Source organism: Streptomyces boetiae (assembly GCF_031845405.1).
GTDB classification, from domain to species: domain Bacteria; phylum Actinomycetota; class Actinomycetes; order Streptomycetales; family Streptomycetaceae; genus Streptomyces; species Streptomyces boetiae.
This window is the reverse complement of sequence record NZ_JAVREN010000034.1, coordinates 14,768-31,118: the sequence shown is the minus strand read 5'-3', so window position 1 is coordinate 31,118 and position 16,351 is coordinate 14,768. Positions and strand designations below refer to the sequence as shown.

At 74.1% G+C, this 16,351-nt stretch carries 19 protein-coding genes and 1 pseudogene; 13 read left to right on the top strand and 7 right to left on the bottom strand.

The features are described from left to right. Positions 1-89 precede the first annotated feature (89 nt). The 4 genes and pseudogenes from RM780_RS20335 to RM780_RS20320 form a co-directional block, all read left to right on the top strand. On the top strand, positions 90-992 hold the full coding sequence (locus tag RM780_RS20335; RefSeq protein ID WP_311632246.1) for an LLM class F420-dependent oxidoreductase: 903 nt from the start codon (positions 90-92) through the stop codon (positions 990-992). A gap of 344 nt (positions 993-1,336) precedes the next feature. Beyond that, on the top strand, positions 1,337-1,612 hold the full coding sequence (locus RM780_RS20330) for a hypothetical protein (protein ID WP_311632245.1): 276 nt from the start codon (positions 1,337-1,339) through the stop codon (positions 1,610-1,612). Positions 1,613-1,692: 80 nt separating this feature from the next. Next, a complete protein-coding gene (locus RM780_RS20325) occupies positions 1,693-2,199 on the top strand; it encodes a (2Fe-2S)-binding protein (RefSeq protein ID WP_311632244.1) in 507 nt (168 codons plus the stop codon). Next, a pseudogene (locus tag RM780_RS20320) lies at positions 2,196-3,185 on the top strand (FAD binding domain-containing protein); the annotation flags it as partial. The gene RM780_RS20325 and the pseudogene RM780_RS20320, both read left to right, overlap by 4 nt. A gap of 151 nt (positions 3,186-3,336) precedes the next feature. On the opposite strand, the gene RM780_RS20315 reads toward RM780_RS20320, so the two are convergent. Together RM780_RS20315 and RM780_RS20310 are read right to left on the bottom strand one after the other, a co-directional pair. After that, positions 3,337-4,302 carry a phosphotransferase gene (locus tag RM780_RS20315; RefSeq protein ID WP_311632242.1) on the bottom strand — a complete coding sequence of 322 codons (966 nt, stop codon included), beginning with the start codon at positions 4,300-4,302 and terminating at the stop codon, positions 3,337-3,339. Further along, entirely contained in the window at positions 4,299-4,730 is a 432-nt protein-coding gene (locus RM780_RS20310) for a PPC domain-containing DNA-binding protein (protein WP_311632241.1), read from the bottom strand. Before RM780_RS20310 ends, RM780_RS20315 begins: the two co-directional genes overlap by 4 nt. Positions 4,731-4,914: 184 nt before the next feature. On the opposite strand from RM780_RS20310, the gene RM780_RS20305 reads away from it, so the two are divergent. The 3 genes from RM780_RS20305 to RM780_RS20295 all read left to right on the top strand — a co-directional run bounded on the left by RM780_RS20305 (position 4,915) and on the right by RM780_RS20295 (position 7,630). Further along, complete coding sequence (locus RM780_RS20305) at positions 4,915-5,709, top strand: excalibur calcium-binding domain-containing protein (RefSeq protein ID WP_311632240.1); 795 nt, start codon at positions 4,915-4,917, stop codon at positions 5,707-5,709. A gap of 155 nt (positions 5,710-5,864) precedes the next feature. Continuing rightward, positions 5,865-6,284 (top strand): YciI family protein, encoded by a 420-nt coding sequence (locus tag RM780_RS20300; RefSeq protein WP_311632239.1) that lies wholly within the window; start codon positions 5,865-5,867, stop codon positions 6,282-6,284. Further along, positions 6,257-7,630 (top strand): RNA polymerase sigma factor, encoded by a 1,374-nt coding sequence (locus tag RM780_RS20295; RefSeq protein ID WP_311632238.1) that lies wholly within the window; start codon positions 6,257-6,259, stop codon positions 7,628-7,630. Before RM780_RS20300 ends, RM780_RS20295 begins: the two co-directional genes overlap by 28 nt. A gap of 24 nt (positions 7,631-7,654) precedes the next feature. Here RM780_RS20295 and RM780_RS20290 read toward each other — a convergent pair whose 3' ends face one another. Together RM780_RS20290 and RM780_RS20285 are read right to left on the bottom strand one after the other, a co-directional pair. After that, entirely contained in the window at positions 7,655-8,410 is a 756-nt protein-coding gene (locus RM780_RS20290) for an isocitrate lyase/PEP mutase family protein (protein ID WP_311632237.1), read from the bottom strand. Next, positions 8,407-8,871 (bottom strand): carboxymuconolactone decarboxylase family protein, encoded by a 465-nt coding sequence (locus RM780_RS20285; protein WP_311632236.1) that lies wholly within the window; start codon positions 8,869-8,871, stop codon positions 8,407-8,409. Before RM780_RS20285 ends, RM780_RS20290 begins: the two co-directional genes overlap by 4 nt. Positions 8,872-8,918: 47 nt before the next feature. On the opposite strand from RM780_RS20285, the gene pdxR reads away from it, so the two are divergent. The 4 genes from pdxR to RM780_RS20265 all read left to right on the top strand — a co-directional run bounded on the left by pdxR (position 8,919) and on the right by RM780_RS20265 (position 13,051). Next, on the top strand, positions 8,919-10,364 hold the full coding sequence (pdxR, locus tag RM780_RS20280; protein WP_311632235.1) for a MocR-like pyridoxine biosynthesis transcription factor PdxR: 1,446 nt from the start codon (positions 8,919-8,921) through the stop codon (positions 10,362-10,364). A gap of 28 nt (positions 10,365-10,392) precedes the next feature. Further along, the gene (locus tag RM780_RS20275) at positions 10,393-11,088 is read left to right on the top strand and encodes an 8-oxoguanine DNA glycosylase OGG fold protein (RefSeq protein ID WP_311632234.1); all 696 of its coding nucleotides are present in this window, start codon (positions 10,393-10,395) and stop codon (positions 11,086-11,088) included. A 391-nt stretch (positions 11,089-11,479) separates the two neighbouring features. Then, positions 11,480-11,785, top strand: a complete 306-nt coding sequence (cutA, locus tag RM780_RS20270; protein WP_311632233.1) for a divalent-cation tolerance protein CutA — start codon at positions 11,480-11,482, stop codon at positions 11,783-11,785. Positions 11,786-12,451: 666 nt separating this feature from the next. Further along, positions 12,452-13,051, top strand: a complete 600-nt coding sequence (locus RM780_RS20265; RefSeq protein WP_311632232.1) for a hypothetical protein — start codon at positions 12,452-12,454, stop codon at positions 13,049-13,051. Between the two features lie 374 nt (positions 13,052-13,425). On the opposite strand, the gene RM780_RS20260 is transcribed toward RM780_RS20265, so the two are convergent. The 3 genes from RM780_RS20260 to RM780_RS20255 are packed head-to-tail and all read right to left on the bottom strand — an operon-like array spanning position 13,426 to position 14,383. Then, the gene (locus RM780_RS20260) at positions 13,426-13,656 is read right to left on the bottom strand and encodes a hypothetical protein (RefSeq protein ID WP_311632231.1); all 231 of its coding nucleotides are present in this window, start codon (positions 13,654-13,656) and stop codon (positions 13,426-13,428) included. Beyond that, positions 13,653-14,117, bottom strand: a complete 465-nt coding sequence (locus RM780_RS27970; protein WP_449657203.1) for a DUF7848 domain-containing protein — start codon at positions 14,115-14,117, stop codon at positions 13,653-13,655. Before RM780_RS27970 ends, RM780_RS20260 begins: the two co-directional genes overlap by 4 nt. Further along, positions 14,114-14,383 carry a hypothetical protein gene (locus tag RM780_RS20255; protein WP_311632230.1) on the bottom strand — a complete coding sequence of 90 codons (270 nt, stop codon included), beginning with the start codon at positions 14,381-14,383 and terminating at the stop codon, positions 14,114-14,116. The genes RM780_RS27970 and RM780_RS20255 overlap by 4 nt, the downstream gene beginning before the upstream one ends. 273 nt (positions 14,384-14,656) lie before the next feature. Between RM780_RS20255 and RM780_RS20250 the strand changes: the two genes are divergently transcribed. Together RM780_RS20250 and RM780_RS20245 are read left to right on the top strand one after the other, a co-directional pair. Then, entirely contained in the window at positions 14,657-15,400 is a 744-nt protein-coding gene (locus tag RM780_RS20250) for a helix-turn-helix domain-containing protein (RefSeq protein WP_311632229.1), read from the top strand. Then, a complete protein-coding gene (locus RM780_RS20245) occupies positions 15,401-15,871 on the top strand; it encodes an NUDIX domain-containing protein (protein ID WP_311632228.1) in 471 nt (156 codons plus the stop codon). Positions 15,872-16,351: the final 480 nt, after the last annotated feature.

Here is a 16,351-nt window from a genome sequence, read left to right as displayed (position 1 = left end):
GGCGCGTGCCGAGGAGCCGCGCGCCCCCGTTCGGGGGAAGTACGGCGCGCGGCGGAATAACGCGGCGGGCCCCGGCCGTTGCCGCGCGCATGGGAAACGCTGAAACGACGGCGCTCGGGCGTGATCTCGGGGCGTACGGGGTCTGGACGGGCGTGCTGCTCTCGCAGGACGCGGAGCGCGTGGCGCTGCTGCCCGGGGTGGGCAGGGAGCTGGAGAAGCTGGGCTACGGGACGCTCTGGCTGGGCGGCGGGCCCGGGGTCGACCGGGCCGAGCCGGTGCTCGCGGCCACCTCGCGGCTGACCGTGGCCACCGGCATCCTCTCCATCTGGGACTGGGAGCCGGCCGAGGTCGCCGGGGAGTACCACCGGGTCCAGGCCGCGCACGGCGGCCGGTTCGTACTCGGGCTCGGGGTCAGCCACGCGGCCCTCACCGAGCGGTACCGGCGGCCGTACTCGGCCATGCGGGAGTTCCTCGACGGCCTGGACGCCGCGCCGCAACCCGTGCCGGCCGAACGCCGGGTGCTGGCCGCCCTCGGCCCGCGGATGGTGGAGCTGTCCCGGGACCGCGCCGGCGGCGCCCACCCCTACCTGGTCACCGTCGAGCACACCGCGCACACCCGCGCGGCGCTGGGCCCCGGGGCCGTGCTGGCGCCCGAGCTGAAGGTCGTGCTGGACGAGGACGAGGAGCGCGCCCGCGCCACCGCCCGGAACTACCTGTCCTTCTACCTGGCCCTGCCCAACTACACGAACAACCTCCGCCGCTACGGCTTCGGCGACGAGGACTTCGCGGACGGCGGCAGCGACCGCCTGGTGGACGCCGTGTTCGCTCTGGGGAACGCGGCCTCCGTCGCCGGGCGCGCCCGCGCCTTCCGGGAGGCGGGCGCGGACCACGTGGCCTTCCAGGTGGTGACCCAGGAGCCGCTGCGGGACCTGCCGGTGGAGGCGTACGCGGACCTCGCGCGCGCCCTTGACCTGACGGGCACGGGGGACTAGACCTTTCCTCCCGTGCCGCGCGGCCCGGCGCGCTCAACCGCCGGTCCTCTTGCGGTCGTTCGGCCGTCGCGAGAGACTCGGGGCAGGGTTGTGCCCCGGGTCGGCGGCACCCCGTGCCGCGCGGCGAGCCGCCGTGCCGCGCCCCCGCGCGGACGCGAACGTCAGGGCGTTCCCCGGCGGCAGGAGGGGCGTTCACGGGCGGGGCGAGCCTGCTCCGGGGCGTGCTCGGCGAACCTCAAATTTCCCTCTGAGAATCCCCCGTTGGGGTGATGCAGCGCACCCGTCGGGCATCGTGGTCGTGTGCACCGCTCCGTTCGGTAGGACATCTCACGGGGGAACTGGCGATGACACGCAACCCAGGCAACCCTTCCGCCCTGAACCGCCGGAACCAGCCCGGCACCGCCCTCTGGCCCGAGGTCGGCTCGATGGCACGCGACCGGTCCCGCGACCAGATCGGCCGCGTCATGGCCCACCTCTTCGGCGTCGTCTGGCTGCGCCCGCCCGGCGGCGGCCAGGAGTGGACCGCCCGGCCCGAGGACGTCACGCCCGTCACAGCGAGCGAATCGCTCAGCCCGCGGGTCGCGGAGCTGAACCGCCGCGCCCGCGCCGTTCTGCCCTGACGGCCCATCGGCGGCGCGGCGCGCCCGCGCCCCGCCGCCTCCGGATGCCGAGGGCCCGTGCACCGCCCACCATGGACCGCATGGAAGCAGCGATCACCCTGCGCGTGGACGGACGGCCGCACTCCCTCACCCTCGACGCCAGAACCACGCTGCTGGACGCGCTCCGCGACCACCTCGGCAACTTCTCGCCGAAGAAGGGCTGCGACCACGGCCAGTGCGGCGCCTGCACCGTGCTGCTCGACGGCCGCCGCGTCACCACCTGCCTGCTGCTGGCCGCCCAGGCCGACGGCTGCGAGGTGGTCACGGCCGCCGGGCTCACCGGCGAGGACGGGGAGCCGCACCCGATGCAGCGGGCGTTCCTGGACCGGGACGGCTTCCAGTGCGGCTACTGCACGCCCGGCCAGATCTGCTCGGCGGTCGGCATGCTGGCCGAGGCCCGGCAGGGCCACCCCAGCCACGCCTCCCCCGACGTCGGCAAGCCGCCCGAGCTGACCGACGAGGAGATCCGCGAGCGGATGAGCGCCAACCTCTGCCGCTGCGGCGCCTATCCGAGCATCGTCGCCGCGATCCGGGAGGTCGCCCCGTGAGGCCCTTCGCGTACGAGCGCGCCGCCGACGCCGCGACCGCCGTCGCCCTGGTGGCGGAACGGCCGGGCGCGGCGTTCCTCGGCGGCGGCACCAACCTCGTGGACCACATGCGGCTGGGCCTGGCCCGCCCCGAGCTGCTGGTGGACGTCTCCCGGCTGCCGCACGACACGATCGCGGCCCGCCCGGACGGCGGGGTGCGGATCGGCGCCGCCGTCCGCAACAGCGACCTGGCCGCCGACCCGCTGATCCGCGAACGCTATCCGCTGCTCGCCGGGGCGGTGCTGGCCGGCGCATCGGGCCAGCTGCGCAACCTCGCCACCACCGGCGGGAACCTCCTGCAACGCACGCGCTGCCCCTACTTCCAGGACCTGACCACGCCCTGCAACAAGCGCAGCCCCGGCACCGGCTGCTCGGCCCTCGAGGGCTTCCACCGCGGGCACGCGATCCTGGGCGCCTCCGAGCGGTGCGTGGCCGTCCACCCCTCCGACATGGCGGTCGCGCTCACGGCGCCGGACGCCACGGTCCGCGTGCTGGGCCCGGACGGGGAACGGGCCATCCCCGTGGGCGAGTTCCAACGCCTGCCGGGGGAGAGGCCCGACCCGGACACGGTGCTGGCCCACGGCGAGCTGATCACGGCCGTCGACCTGCCGCCGCTGCCGCCCGCGATGGCCGCCCGGTCGGGGTACCGGAAGGTGCGGGAGCGCGCGTCGTTCGCCTTCGCGCTGGTGTCGGTGGCGGCGGCACTCGAGGTGCGCGACGGGGTGGCGCGCCGGGCGCGCGTCGCGCTGGGGGGCGTGGCGCACCGGCCCTGGCGCCGTGCGCTGGCGGAGGAGGCGCTGGCCGGCGCCCCGGCCTTCGCGCAGCGCCCTGCGGGCGGCGGGCCGCTGCGCATCGCCGCGACGAACGGCCCTGGGCAGGCGGCCCCTTTTCGGCGGGGGGCACGGCGCGGAAGGGCTGCGCCCCGCAGCGTGGCCGCTGCGCGGCGCGTCCCCGACGGCGTGGCGCCTCGCGGTCGGCGGTCCGGACGGGGTGCGCCCGGGCGGCGGGCCGTCCGGTGTGGATGCCCCGCGGGTCGGGCGCACGCACCCGTCGCCGGGTGGGGCGCGGCGGGGGCAGGAGGCCGGGGCGCCGTCGCCGTCAGCCTCCGGTCAGGTCCGCCACGAGGGTGTCGAGGCCCGTCGTGAAGCCCTGCCAGGCGAGGTCGGTGTCGGGGGTGCGGGCGTGGGGGGCGCGGAAGACGCCGAGGTAGATGAGGACGTCGTCCAGGTCCCAGCGCAGGCGGCACATGCGCAGGGCCGCCGGGTCCGCGCCCGCCTCGGCCGCCGCCTCCTCGCCGAGGTGCCACAGGTCGCGTTCGCGGGGCGCCAGCCCGACCGTGTCCCAGTCGACCAGCAGCAGGCCCCCGCCGGGGGCGCGCAGGACGTTGCCCGGGTGCGGCTCGCCGTGCGTGACCACGGGCGCGTGCCCGCGCGCGGCGACCTCCGCGACCAGCGCGTCGTACGCCGCGAGCACCTCGCGCAGCGCCCCCGCGCCGTGCCGGGCCAGCAGCGCGCGGGCGGGCTCGGCGTACGGGCCGCCGCCCGGCCACGGGCGTTCCAGCTCCTCCAGCGCCGCCTCGAAGGCCGGCCGCCCCGGCAGCGCCGGGGTCCACACCGGCACGCCGCCGACCGCGGCCGTCGACCCGTGGAGGGCGTCGAGCAGGCGCAGCACCTCGGCCCGTTCGGCGGGCGGGAAGGGGTCGCCGAAGGTGCCGGCCTCGCCCTCGACGAAGGGGAAGACGGCGAGGGCGTACCGCTCCCCCAGCCGCAGCACCCGCCGCCCGTCCCGCGTGGGCAGCGGCGCGACGACGAAGTCCAGGCCCGCGTCCCCGGCCAGCGCGGCGGCCGTCTCCATCGCGGCCCGCAGCGTCGCGAACCCCTCGTCCGGGCGCGGCAGGAGGTCGGTCAGCGTGACGAACCAGCGGGCCCCCTCGCCGTTCGCCTCCCAGTGGTAGTCACCGAAGCCGACCGGCGCGTACCGCACCCCGGACACCGGCAGGCCCCAGTAGCGGCGCAGGGCCCCCGCCAGCGTTCCCTCCTCGAAGCCGTCCGGCCGGGTCCTCACGGCCCCTGGTCCAGGTCGATGAGGGCCAGCCCGACCTCCGGGTCCACCTTCTTGCGCAGGCGCGTCGGGGTCTCGGTGACCAGCACCTCCAGCGTCGGCCAGACGGTCAGCCGCTTCAGGTGCCCGCCGGTGGTCGAGCCGTCCCGGTGGCCGAGGACGGCGTGCGCGTGCAGCGCCGGGCGGCCCTCGTGCGTGGCGATGTCCCCGACCAGGGACAGCACCTCGCTCTGCTCGCCGACGGGGATGTCCAGGTAGTCCCCGGCCTGCCGGTCGAAGTAGCCCAGCGTCGCCTCGCGGCAGGCCCCGACGGCGGTGAGCCCGGCGCCGCTGACCTCCTCGCGCGCGGCGAAGTGGTTGAGCCGCTCCACGGCCTCGTCGCCCTTGTCCATGATCACGGCGAACGTCCGCAGCCCGCCCGACTCGCTCACCAGCCGCACCTTCACGCGCACCGCCTCCTGGGCCTCACCCCCCGCACCTCACGCTAGGCGCGCGCTCCGGGGCTCGCATGTCGTATTCCTCTCGACATCTCCCGTGTGGTGATCCTGTGATAATCCGTCAGGTAGTGTGCGCGGTCACGATCCGCGTTCAGTCCGGTACCGAGGGGGCCCACCCGTGCACACCGCCTACCCGCCGCCCACTCCGCCCGCGCCCCCGCCGCCGCCCTGGCCCGCGCCGCCGCGGCCGGCGTGGCAGCACCCCGCCCTGGTCATCGGCCTGCTCGTGGTCTTCCCTCCGGCCGGCATCGCGCTGGTCTGGCTGGGCGCCTGGCCGCGGTCGCGCAAGATCCTGGCCACCGTGCTGTCGGCGCTGTGGATGATCCTGGTCGTGGCGATGCCCTCGGACGCCGAGGACGCCGAGGAGGCCTCGGGTACCTCGGGCGCCTCGGACGAGGAGGGCGGGGCGGCCGTCTCCGCCGAGGAGGACACGCGGATGCCGGACGTGGTCGGGCTGTCGTTCGCGGAGGCGTCCGCGGCGGTGGACGAGGCGGGGCTCGCCGCGCCCGAGGGCCGCAGCTCCTACACGGACGTCGAGATCCCGGGGGCCGGGCCGGCGGAGTGGACGGTCTGCTTCCAGCGGCCGGCGGCGGGGGCGCAGGTGCGCGAGCCGGCCGAGACCGCGCCGGTGCTGTCGCTCACCGGGCCGGGGACGGCCTGCCCGGAGTCCGACAACGCCCTGCTCGGCGCGGAGCCTTCGCCCACCCCGACGCCTGAGCCCACGCCCGAGCCGGCCCTGGAGCCGACGCCCGAGCCCTCGCCGGAGCCGGAGCCGGAGCCCGAGCCGGAGCCCGCCTACTACCAGAACTGCGACGCCGTCCGGGCCGCCGGGCAGGCCCCCCTGTACGCGGGCGATCCCGGCTACCGCGCCGGCCTGGACCGGGACGGGGACGGCGTCGCCTGCGAGCCCTGAGCCGTCGCCGGGGTTCGGCACGCGCCCGGCACGCGGTCGGCACGCGGTCGGCACGCGGTAGGAAATAATTCCCGCCGCGTGTCGATCCGCGCCCGCGCCGTTCGACCTGTGAGTGAGAGGGTCGGAAGGCGACCCCGTCAACGAGGAGGCCGACGATGGCGAAGTACATGCTGATCATGCGTGGCTCGGACGAGTCCCTGGCCAAGATGATGGACACGCCCTTCGAGGAGATGCTGGAGACGATGGGCCGCTTCAACGAGGAGCTGATCCGCGCCGGCGTGCTCCTCGCGGCCGAGGGCCTGGACGACCCGGCCCAGGGCGCGGTGGTCGAGTACGGCGGCGAGACGCCGGTCGTCACCGACGGGCCGTACGGTGAGACCAAGGAGCTGTTCGGCGGCTTCTACCTGCTCGACGTGGCCTCCAAGGAGGAGGCCGTGGAGTGGGCCAAGCGCGTCCCCTCCTTCCCCGGCACGAAGTGCGAGATCCGCCGTGTGCCCGGCATCGACGAGTTCCCGCAGGACAACGAGTGGATCGTCAAGGAGCGGGCGTGGCGCGAGCGGACCGGCCAGCTCTGATGGGCTCCGCGGTGCGCGGCGGCCCGCCCGACGCGGAGCCGGCTCGGCGGGCCGCCGGGTCCACGCCCGACGCCGCGTCCGCGCGGCGGGCCGTCGAGGCCGTCTGGCGCATCGAGTCCGCGCGGATCGTCGGCGCCCTGGCCCGGTTCACCCGGGACTTCGCGCTGGCCGAGGACGTCGCGCAGGAGGCGGTCGCCCAGGCCCTCGTCTCCTGGCCGCGCGACGGCGCGCCGGCGGACCCGGTGGGCTGGCTGCTGGCGACCGCGCGGCGGCGGGCCATCGACGGGTTCCGCCGCCGCTCGGCCCTCGACGAGCGGTACGCGCTGCTCGCCGGGGAACTGGCCGAGGGCGAGGCGCATTCGGGCGCGCCCTCCCCGCCGGAGCGGGCGGCGGACCTGCCCTGGGACCCCGACCGGATCGACGACGACGTCCTGGCGCTGATGTTCGTGTCCTGCCACCCGGTGCTCTCGCCCGAGGCGCGCGTGGCGCTGACGCTGCGCGTGGTGGGCGGCCTGTCCAGCGAGGAGATCGCGCGGGCGTTCCTGGTGCCCGTGGCCACCGTCCAGGCCCGGATCACCCGGGCGAAGAAGACGATCGCGGCGGCGGGGGTACCGTTCGAACTGCCGCCCGCCGAAGCGCGGCGGGAGCGGCTGGGCGGCATCCTCAGCGTGCTCTACGTGATCTTCACGGAGGGCTCGACGGCGACGTCCGGGGACCGGCTGCTGCGCGCGGACCTGGCCCAGGAGGCGATCCGGCTGGCCCGGATGCTGGTCGCGCTGCTGCCCGACGAGCCGGAGGTGCACGGGCTGCTGGCCCTGTGCGAGCTGACGGCCGCGCGGTTCCCCGCCCGGGTCGGGCCGGACGGGGAGCCGGTGCTGCTGGAGGATCAGGACCGGCGGCTGTGGGACCGTTCCGCGGTCCGTCGCGGCGGGGCCGCGATCGGCCGGGCCGCCTCGCTCGGCCTGGGCCTGGGGCCGTACGGGCTTCAGGCGGCGATCGCGGCCTGCCACGCAGCGGCGGCCTCGGTGGAGGAGACCGACTGGGAGCGGATCGTGCTGCTCTACGAGGCGCTGGGCCGCGTCGCCCCCTCGCCGGTCGTGGAGCTGAACCGGGCCGTGGCCGTCGCCATGGCCCGGGGGCCGGGCCCGGCGCTGGCCCTGGTGGACGGGCTTGCGGCGAACGGCCGCCTGGCCGGCTCGCACCTCCTCCCCACCGTGCGGGGCGAGCTCCTCACCCGCCTCGGCCGCACCGCCGAGGCCCGCACCGAACTGGAACGCGCGGCCGGCCTGTGCCGCAACGCCCGCGAACGCTCGGTCCTGCTGCGCAAGGCGGCGGCCCTGGGCTGAGCCCCCGCCGCGCGGGCCCGGCCCCTACCCCAGCCCCGTCACGATCTCCCGCAGCGCGGCCAGTGCCCGGCGCTGCACGCCGGGGCCGAACGTGACGCGGCCGGCGCCGAGGGCGCCCAGCTCCCGCGGGGAGGGTCCGTCCGGCGTCGCGAGGGCGTTCAGCGGCAGGCCGATCTCGTCGGCCAGCAGCGGCAGGCGGTCGGGCGGGGCCATGATCGGGTAGATCCCGTCGGCCCCGGCCGCCGCGTACCTCCGCCCCCGCGCCACCGCCTCCTCCGCGGCGGCGCCCGGTCCGGCGTTCCCCCGCAGGAACGTGTCCGTCCGGGCGTTGAGGAACAGCCCGTCCCCCGCCGCCTCCCGGACGGCGGCGAGGTAGTCCGCCTGTTCGGCGGCGTCGCGCAGGCGGACTACCTCGCGGTGCACGGAGTCCTCCAGGTTGCAGCCGACCGCGCCCGCCTCCAGCAGCCGCCCGGCCAGCTCGGCCGGCGGCAGGCCGTAGCCGTCCTCGACGTCCGCCGAGACGGGCACGTCCACCGCCCGCGCGATGCGGCGGATCGCCGCGAACATCTCGCCGGCCGGCGTGCCGCCGCCGTCCTCGTACCCGAGGGCGGCGGCGACCGCGGCGCTGGGAACGGCCAGGGCCGGGAAGCCGGCCTCCGCGCAGACGCGGGCGCTGGCCGCGTCCCACGGGCCGGGCAGGACCAGCGGGTCACCGGGCACCCGGCCGTGGTGCAGGGCGCGGAAGGACGCCGCGCGCCCCTCCGCCGTTTCGGCCGTCACCGGGCGAACATGCCGGGCCGGTAGTGACCGCCCTCGGTGCGCGCGGAGACGTTCAGCCGGTTCCACGCGTTGATGAGGGCGATGACGGCGATCAGCTGGGCCAGCTCCTGCTCCTCGAAGTGCGCGGCGGCCCGTTCGTACACGGCGTCCGGCACGAAGCCGTCCGTCAGCACGGTCGCGGCCTCCGTCAGCGCGAGGGCGGCGCGCTCCTTCTCGGAGAAAAAGCCGGGCGCCTCGTCGAACGCCGCGACCAGGGAGATCCGCTCCTCGCTCTCGCCGAGGTGGCGGGCGTCCTTGGTGTGCATGTCGATGCAGAAGGCGCAGCGGTTGATCTGCGAGGCGCGCAGCAGGACGAGGTGGGTGAGGGCCGGGTCCAGGCCGCGCATGGCCGCGTCGCCGAGGGCGAACATCGCCTTGTGGACGTGGGGGACGAGCTTGGTGAGGTTCAGTCGCTGTGTCATGCCCCTCACGCTAGGCCCGCTCTGGCCCAGGCATATAGTCCACTCTCATGGCGGATAACTGGGCCACTTCCCCAACCCCCCTGGGTTCCTCCGCGCTGCGGCGCTCGCTCGACCTGCACCTCGACCTGCCGCACGGCAGCCGCGGCATCGGCGCGGCCCTGGCCCGTGCGTTGCGCGAGGCCATCCGCACCGGCCGGCTGGCCCCGGGCACCCGCCTGCCCTCCTCCCGCGCCCTGGCCGCCGACCTCGGCGTCGCGCGGAACACCGTCGCCGACGTCTACGCCGAGCTGGTCGCCGAGGGCTGGCTGTCCGCCCGCCAGGGCTCCGGCACCCGGGTCGCCCAGCGCGCCACCCCGCGCGCGGCGCGCACCGCCCGCCGCGCGCCCCTCCCGCCGCACCCACTGAACCCCCGCGTCACCTACAACCTCATGCCGGGAACGCCCGACGTCTCGACGTTCCCGCGCGCGGCCTGGGCCGCCGCCGTCCGGCGCGCCCTGACGGCGGCGCCGAGCGAGGCGTTCGGCTACCAACTGGCCAACGGACGCGTCGAGTTGCGCCGCGCCCTGGCGGGCTACCTGGCGCGCGTCCGCGGCGTGGACGTCACGCCGGAGCGCGTCGTCCTGTGCTCGGGCTTCCACCAGGGGCTCACCCTGCTGGCCCGCGTCCTGCACGCCCGGGGCGCGCGCCGGGTCGCGATGGAGTCCTACGGGCTCCCCCACCACCGCGACATGCTGACCGCGGCCGGCCTCCAGACCACGACCCTGCCGTACGACGCCCAGGGCACCGACCCGACGGGTCTTACCCCCCGCACCCACGCCGTTCTCCTGACGCCCTCGCACCAGTTCCCCACGGGCGTTCCCCTGACGCCCGAGCGCCGCCAGGCCGCCATCGACTGGGCGCGCCGGACCGGGGGGCTGCTGCTGGAGGACGACTACGACGGGGAGTTCCGCTACGACCGCCAGCCGGTCGGCGCGCTCCAGGGCCTCGACCCGGACCACGTCGTCTACCTCGGCACGGCCAGCAAGAGCCTGTCCCCGGCCCTGCGCCTGGGCTGGATGGTGGTCCCGGAGCGCCTGCTGCCCGAGGTGCTGGCCGCGAAGGGCGCCTCCGAGACGCACTCCAGCGTCATCGACCAGCTCGCCCTGGCCGAGTTCGTCCACTCCGGCGCGTACGACCGCCACATCCGCGCGATGCGCACCCGCTACCGCCGCCGCCGCGACGCCCTCGTCACCACCCTGGCCACCCGCGCCCCCGCCTACCGCGTCACCGGCATCTCCGCCGGCCTCCACGCCCTCCTGAACCTCCCGCCCGGCGTCTCCGAATCCACGGCCCTGGCCCGCACCACCCGCGAGGGCCTGGCCCTCTCCCCCCTCACCTTCCACACCCTCACCCCCACCCCACCCCCCCACCCCGCCCTCATCCTTGGCTACGCGGCCCCACCGGACCACCTCTTCCCGGGCGCCCTCAACGCCCTCTGCCGGGCGCTGACTTGAGGCGCCGCCGCATCGGCATACTGCTCCCATGCCAGCCCCGGGAGACATGGTCGAACGCCTGCGACCGCTCGTCGCGGCCAACCGCGCACGCCGCCAGCCACGCGTCCGCTTCCGGCCGGACACCTGGCTCCCGCGCCTCGAACCCCACGGGCTGGCCCACGTCCTCGACCTGGGCACCGAAGACCCGGCCGCGCGCCGCCCGGGAGACCGCCTGATCGGCCGCGAGAACCTGACCGCCCTGCGGCCCACCGCCGACGACGACACCGAGGGACTCCTCGCCCTCTTCGTCGCCGTCATGATCTGGGGCTCGGGCACCACCAACGGCCGCGGCCCACGCAACACGGCCGCCGCCCTGCGGGACGAACGCCTGATCCCCGTCCTCCGCACCACCCGGGAGGCCGTCCTGGCCGACGACCCGGGCCGGGCCTACGCCCTGTTCACGGTGCGCGGCGTCGGCTTCCCCTTCTTCACCAAGTGGTTCGCCGCCCTCAGCGATCAGGCACTCATCCTCGACAGCCGAGTCCTCGCCACCCTCAACGCCCTCGCCTGGACCACCCACGAAGCCGCGACCACCCGCCACTGGCCCACCCGCTACGCCGCCTACGTCACCGCCATGCGCATCTGGTCCGCGGCTCTGGACGTCCCAGCGCCCTGGCTCGAATGGCTCCTCTTCGACCTCAACGGCCATCCGGACCGCCTCACGCGCCTTGAGCGGGGAGCATAAGGGTGCAAAAGCCCCATGCGTGCTAGAACAGGGCGGGAGCCCGCAGACCAGCTTTCGAGAATGCAACCTTCCGATCCGTAGTTCGACAGGGATCGATCATCAGGGCCTCCCAGCCGCAGAGGGGTTAATCGTCCATAACCCGAGCCAGCGGATGCGTAGCCCATTGAAGTTGCCGAGAAGGCTGTTGTCCGTTAGGGCAAAGCGATTGAGGCACATGAAGAGCTGGCCGACGATGATCCAGCGTATGGCGGGATGGCCGGACGGGATGCCGGGGCCTTGGGGGGCCTGGATGACAGTGGCACCGTGGACGCCCCCAAGGAGCAGCTGCGGACTCGGAGGCGACGTGACGTCGGCTGGGTAGGGGCAGTTTCGGGCGGCGAGGGTTGCGCAGGTGTCCACCGCGGCCGAGAGTCGGGAAGTTGTCGAGCGGCTGGCGCGGGGGGCCGTGGAGGGGCGGCTTGCTGCTGGGGCCGCGATCGTCGGGCCGGTGGTGTCCGTGTTCTGGCATCCGGGGGAGTTCGGCACCGGTGAGGAATGGCAGTTGGTGCTGCGGACCACGGTCGATCGGTACCCGGCGCTGGAGGCTTACCTTCTGGAGCAGCATCCCTGGGAGAACCCGGAGGTCGTGGCCGTGCCGATCAGTGCCGGGGCCGCCGGCTATCTGAACTGGGTGCGCCGGGCCACCGCCGAGGGCTGAGTCAGGCTTCGGCCTGTTCGACGACTGCCGCCACCTCGGGCATCGAGCGGTGTGGTTCCAGCCGTGCCAGAAGTGTCCGGGCGCGGTCGCGGGGTCGGACCGAGCCCACTCCGGTGGCGAGTTGGAGGGACCGGCCGGTGACGGCGGCGGCGCGTTCGATCTCTCCGGCGTCGAGGTAGGCGCGGGCGAGCCAGGACAGGTACAGCGCCTTGTCCCGGGCGTGCGCGTCGTCGAAACCCTCCAGGGGCCAGCTTCCCCACCCGTTCCGGGCCGATATCGCAAGCGTCAGCGATTCTGAGGAAACTGATTCCGCCCCACTTACGAGCCAGCGCGAAGGCCGTGCCGAAGTCGTGTGCGGCGAGCGGCCCGCACGTCGGCCCGCTCCAGCACGCCGGAAGGCAGCGCCGCCGGCGACCTGTAGGTCATGTCGCTTCCCTGCATTGAGCTGATCAAGGAGTAGCACGGACCCTGCCGCCCGAGTCTACCCACGAGGGGTATCCCCCTCGGTCTCATCCGCGAGCGCCTCCCGACGGCCAACACTCTCTTGTCCCCCACTGGATGAGAGGCGAAATGCGGAACTGTCCTACGCAGGCTCGTCCGAACGATCCCGCCGCGGCCGACCGGCGGCGACGTCCACCGCTCGGTGCCGGATCGCGTCCCGGCCTCGTGCCGTACATCACGCGGTGGAGCGAGGAGCGCTCCCTCGACGCCCTCGTCGTCCCCCGGCACGGCGGTGGGATCGGCTACGCCGATGAGCAGGTCCACGACCGCGACGGGAACGGAATCCTCTGGGGCCGGGTCTCCCACCGGCCTGGCAAGGGGCGCCCGGAGTTCGGCAAGGTGCACGGCCCGCGGCAGCGCCGGGCCATGAGGAGAGCGCTCTGCCAGATCTGCGCCGGGCCCGCCGACCGCAACCGGCAGGGCGTGCTGTGGCTGCTCGGCGAGGACGGGAACGACCCGGAGACCTGGCCGACGGACGTGCTCACCTGCCACCCGCCGGTGTGCCTGCCCTGCGCGACCAAGTCCGTGGGGGCATGTCCCCATCTGCGGGAGGGCTACGTCGCCCTGCGGGTCCGGCGCTTCGCACCCGCGGGGGTCCGCGGTGTGCTGTACCGCCCGGCGCTTCCCCTCCCCGTCATGAGCGAGGCGGTGGGCGTGGCACTCGACGACCCCATGGTCCGGTGGGTCCGCGCCGGGCAGCTCATCGTGCGGCTCGCGGCGTTCTCCGTCGTCGATCTGGCCGAGGCGGCGGCGCAACGAGGGTGAGGCGGCCCAGGCGGACGTACGCAAAAGCCCCGTTCCCATGAAGGGGAACGGGGCTCTGGGGCTGCGCGCTCGGCAGGATTCGAACCTGCAACCTTCTGTTTTGCTCGGGCGCCGCTCTGACCAGCCGGGACGTCCGGTAGGGCCGGGTGACCAGGGGACGGAGATCACTCCGCATCCCCCGGAATCCCGGCCCTTCCGCGTGCCGTGTGTACGGCATGTGTACGGGAGAACGGGGCCGGATGCCGCGGACCGAGGCCATTGTCCGGGCCTGGCGTGCGCGGGTGCCCGCCCGCATGCCGATGGGGGCGGCGCGCGGGCGGGACGTTCGTGTCGTGCTCTCCGGCGACGTTCCCGCGTGGGGGGCGTTCCCGCTCTCAGCGTGGGCGTACCTGCCGCCGGGCGGGTGTCTGTAGGCGGGTGGCGTAGAGAACGGTGTGGGCGGCCATGGTGAAGGTCTCGCCGGTGGTGAAGTACAGGCGTCGGCCGCCGTGGGGCAGCGCGGTCATGTCGGCGACGGTGAACGCCTGTCCGGCGATGAGCAGTTGGTCGCCGAGTCTGATGGTGCGGGTGTCCACGGTCACGCCGATGGCGATGCGGTCGTTCATCCTCGCTGTGCTTCCCGGCCGCGCGGCCATGGGAGGGGTCGGGTTCGGTTGCGGGGGCTGAGGCTGGGCAGGCAGAGGGCGGACAGGGCGAGGAAGGCGTGTCCGGCCAGGCGTGCGGCGGTGAGGCCCGAGCGTCGCAGCCATCGGGTGCGGGGGCGGGCGTGGGCCCGGGGCGGCCGTGGGGCACGCGTGCGCGGTGCGGCGGTCCCGGGGGTGGCGTCGCTGCGGGTGGGGTAGGCCCGCCAGTGGCGTTGCGCGGTCACGAGAAAGAGGCTGTGGACGTGGCCGTGGCGGTGGGTGTGATCGAGGGCCCACATGCCCACCCGCTTGGGGTCGTTCTCCCACGGGGAGGCGTCAGTGCAGGTGGTGCACGCGACCCCGATCCGTCCGGCTGGCTCATCGGGGTCCGGTTCCCCGGCGACGGTCCATTCGGCGCCCCGGATGATGACCGGGCGCCTCACCGCGCGCCGCCGTCCGCCAAGCGGGCGCCCCGGCTCTCCGCGATCCGCAGTGCGTCGGTCAGGCACTCGGCCAGGCGCAGGGCCGCGAACTGCAACTCTCGTGCGGTCACGCCGGGTTCGGTGATCAGCGCGCGGGCGTACCGCAGTACCTCGGTCGCGGTGCCGAGTTGCGCGGCCTCAACCTCGTCGGCGAGCTGAGTCAGGCGCCCGGCCGCGTCCGGAGCGAGGAACGCCGGGGCGCCGTCCGCCCCGGGCCAGGGCAGCAACCGCGACCCCGTCCCGGCGCCGGCGGGCCCACGCGGCGTTCCCCCTGACGGGGCCTCCTCATCGGCCCTGGTTGACGTAGGCTCGCCCACGGCTGCCTGCCTTTCCTCAGGTGGTCCACGCCCCCGGGCCGTCGCCACGGCTGCGGGGGTCTGTCGTCTCCGGAGCATCGCGGGTTACCAAGGGACGCTGGAACTACGGACAATGGGCACTTGGGGACGTCCCGCCACCGGGCAAACGTCCCTACCAACGTCCGTCGTCCTGGGAAGAGACTGATGGGGAACGAGAGACTGCGAGCCGCGATGGCGGCCGGCGGCTGGACTTACGCGAGCCTTGCGGCAAAGGCCGAAGTGGACCCCAAGTCGGTGGAACGGTGGGTAAACCTCGGGCGCACGCCACGCCGCGAGACCGCCATGCGTGCCGCCGAGGTGATAGGGGAAGACGTGTTCGCACTCTGGCCGGCGCTAAGGCAGGCACGCGCAGCAAGGGCAGTCAGCCCGGAATTGGTCGCGCTGTACGACCAGCGCGCCGACCTCCCTATCTCTGCCTTCGTTGACCTCTTTGCGCAAGCGCGGGAACGTATCGACGTCCTGGTGTATGCGGCTGTTTTTCTCCACGAGGCGTACCCGCGCCTCAACGACCTACTGCGCGAGCGGGCGGCCGAAGGCTGCACGATCCGTATCGCCATCGGCGACGCCGACAGCCCGAACGTTGAACAACGAGGACAGGAAGAGAGGTTCGGCCACGGGATTCAATCACGCTGCCGCATCGCCCTCATGCATTATCGACCGTTGGCGGGAACACCAGGGATCGAACTCCGGACCCACGAAACGACTCTCTACAACAGCATTTATCGCGCCGATGATCAGATGCTGGTCAACGCGCATGTCTGGGGCGTCAACGCCTACGGCGCCCCGGTTTGGCACCTGCGGCGACGCGATGGCGGGATATTCGATCGTTACGCCGAGAGCTTCGACGCCGTATGGAAGACTGCGACGCCAGCGCAGGGAGGCCGATAAGTGGCACGCACAGAGTATTACGACGATCCCAGCGCTCCCGAGCCGAACAGCCTGGTAGTCGCCGCATCGGCCGTTGTGACGGACGATGAGGGACGCATCCTCCTACAGAGGCGAACCGATAACGATCTGTGGGCCCTGCCAGGGGGCGGAATGGATATGACTGATTCCCTCCCCGGGACAGCGGTGCGCGAAGTTAAGGAGGAGACAGGACTGGACGTGGAAGTCACAGGACTTGTCGGCACCTACACGGACCCGCGCCACATCATCGCCTACAGCAATGGCGAGGTCAGGCGACAGTTCAACGTGTGCTTTACGGCGCGGATCACCGGGGGGACTCTGACGATTTCGGATGAGTCAACGGAGCTGCGATTCATTGCCCCGAGCGAGATTGACGGACTGCCTATGCACCACACGCAGCGGCTGCGGATTCAGCATTTCCTGGCCAATCGCTCAACTCCCTACCTCGGATAGAGACCTGACAGCGAAGGGACCCGAGAGGCCCGGCCCGCCGCGTGAGGCCGGGCGAGGCCGTGGCCGGCTGGTGTCGGGTACGGCGGTCCCCGAAACTTGGCAGAGCGAGGGTCCAGTCACCCCCGCGTTCCGCCTCCCCTTCCGGCAGGGATGCGCGGCCCCCTACCCACCCGGGAGGCGGCGGGTCCCCTTTGAACCTGACGGTCCCCCGAGAACGCTCCCCCGCGTTCCAGCACCCCGGGTACAGGGGGTCACCCCCCTCCCCGCCAACGCGTGCCGCAGGTGTTGAGGCCATGGCTGCCGACGGCGCACGGCAATGCGATGTGCGGCTCTGCCCTAGCAGCACGCGCGCACGGTGCCCAGGCCGTTACTCAACACTCAGAAAGCCGGCGGAAACTCGCGGGTGCGTGCGCGTCACCCCCGCCTGCGTTCGGGCTCCGCCCCGCCGGAGGGATTTCCCGGCCCCCTCCCGCGAAGGGC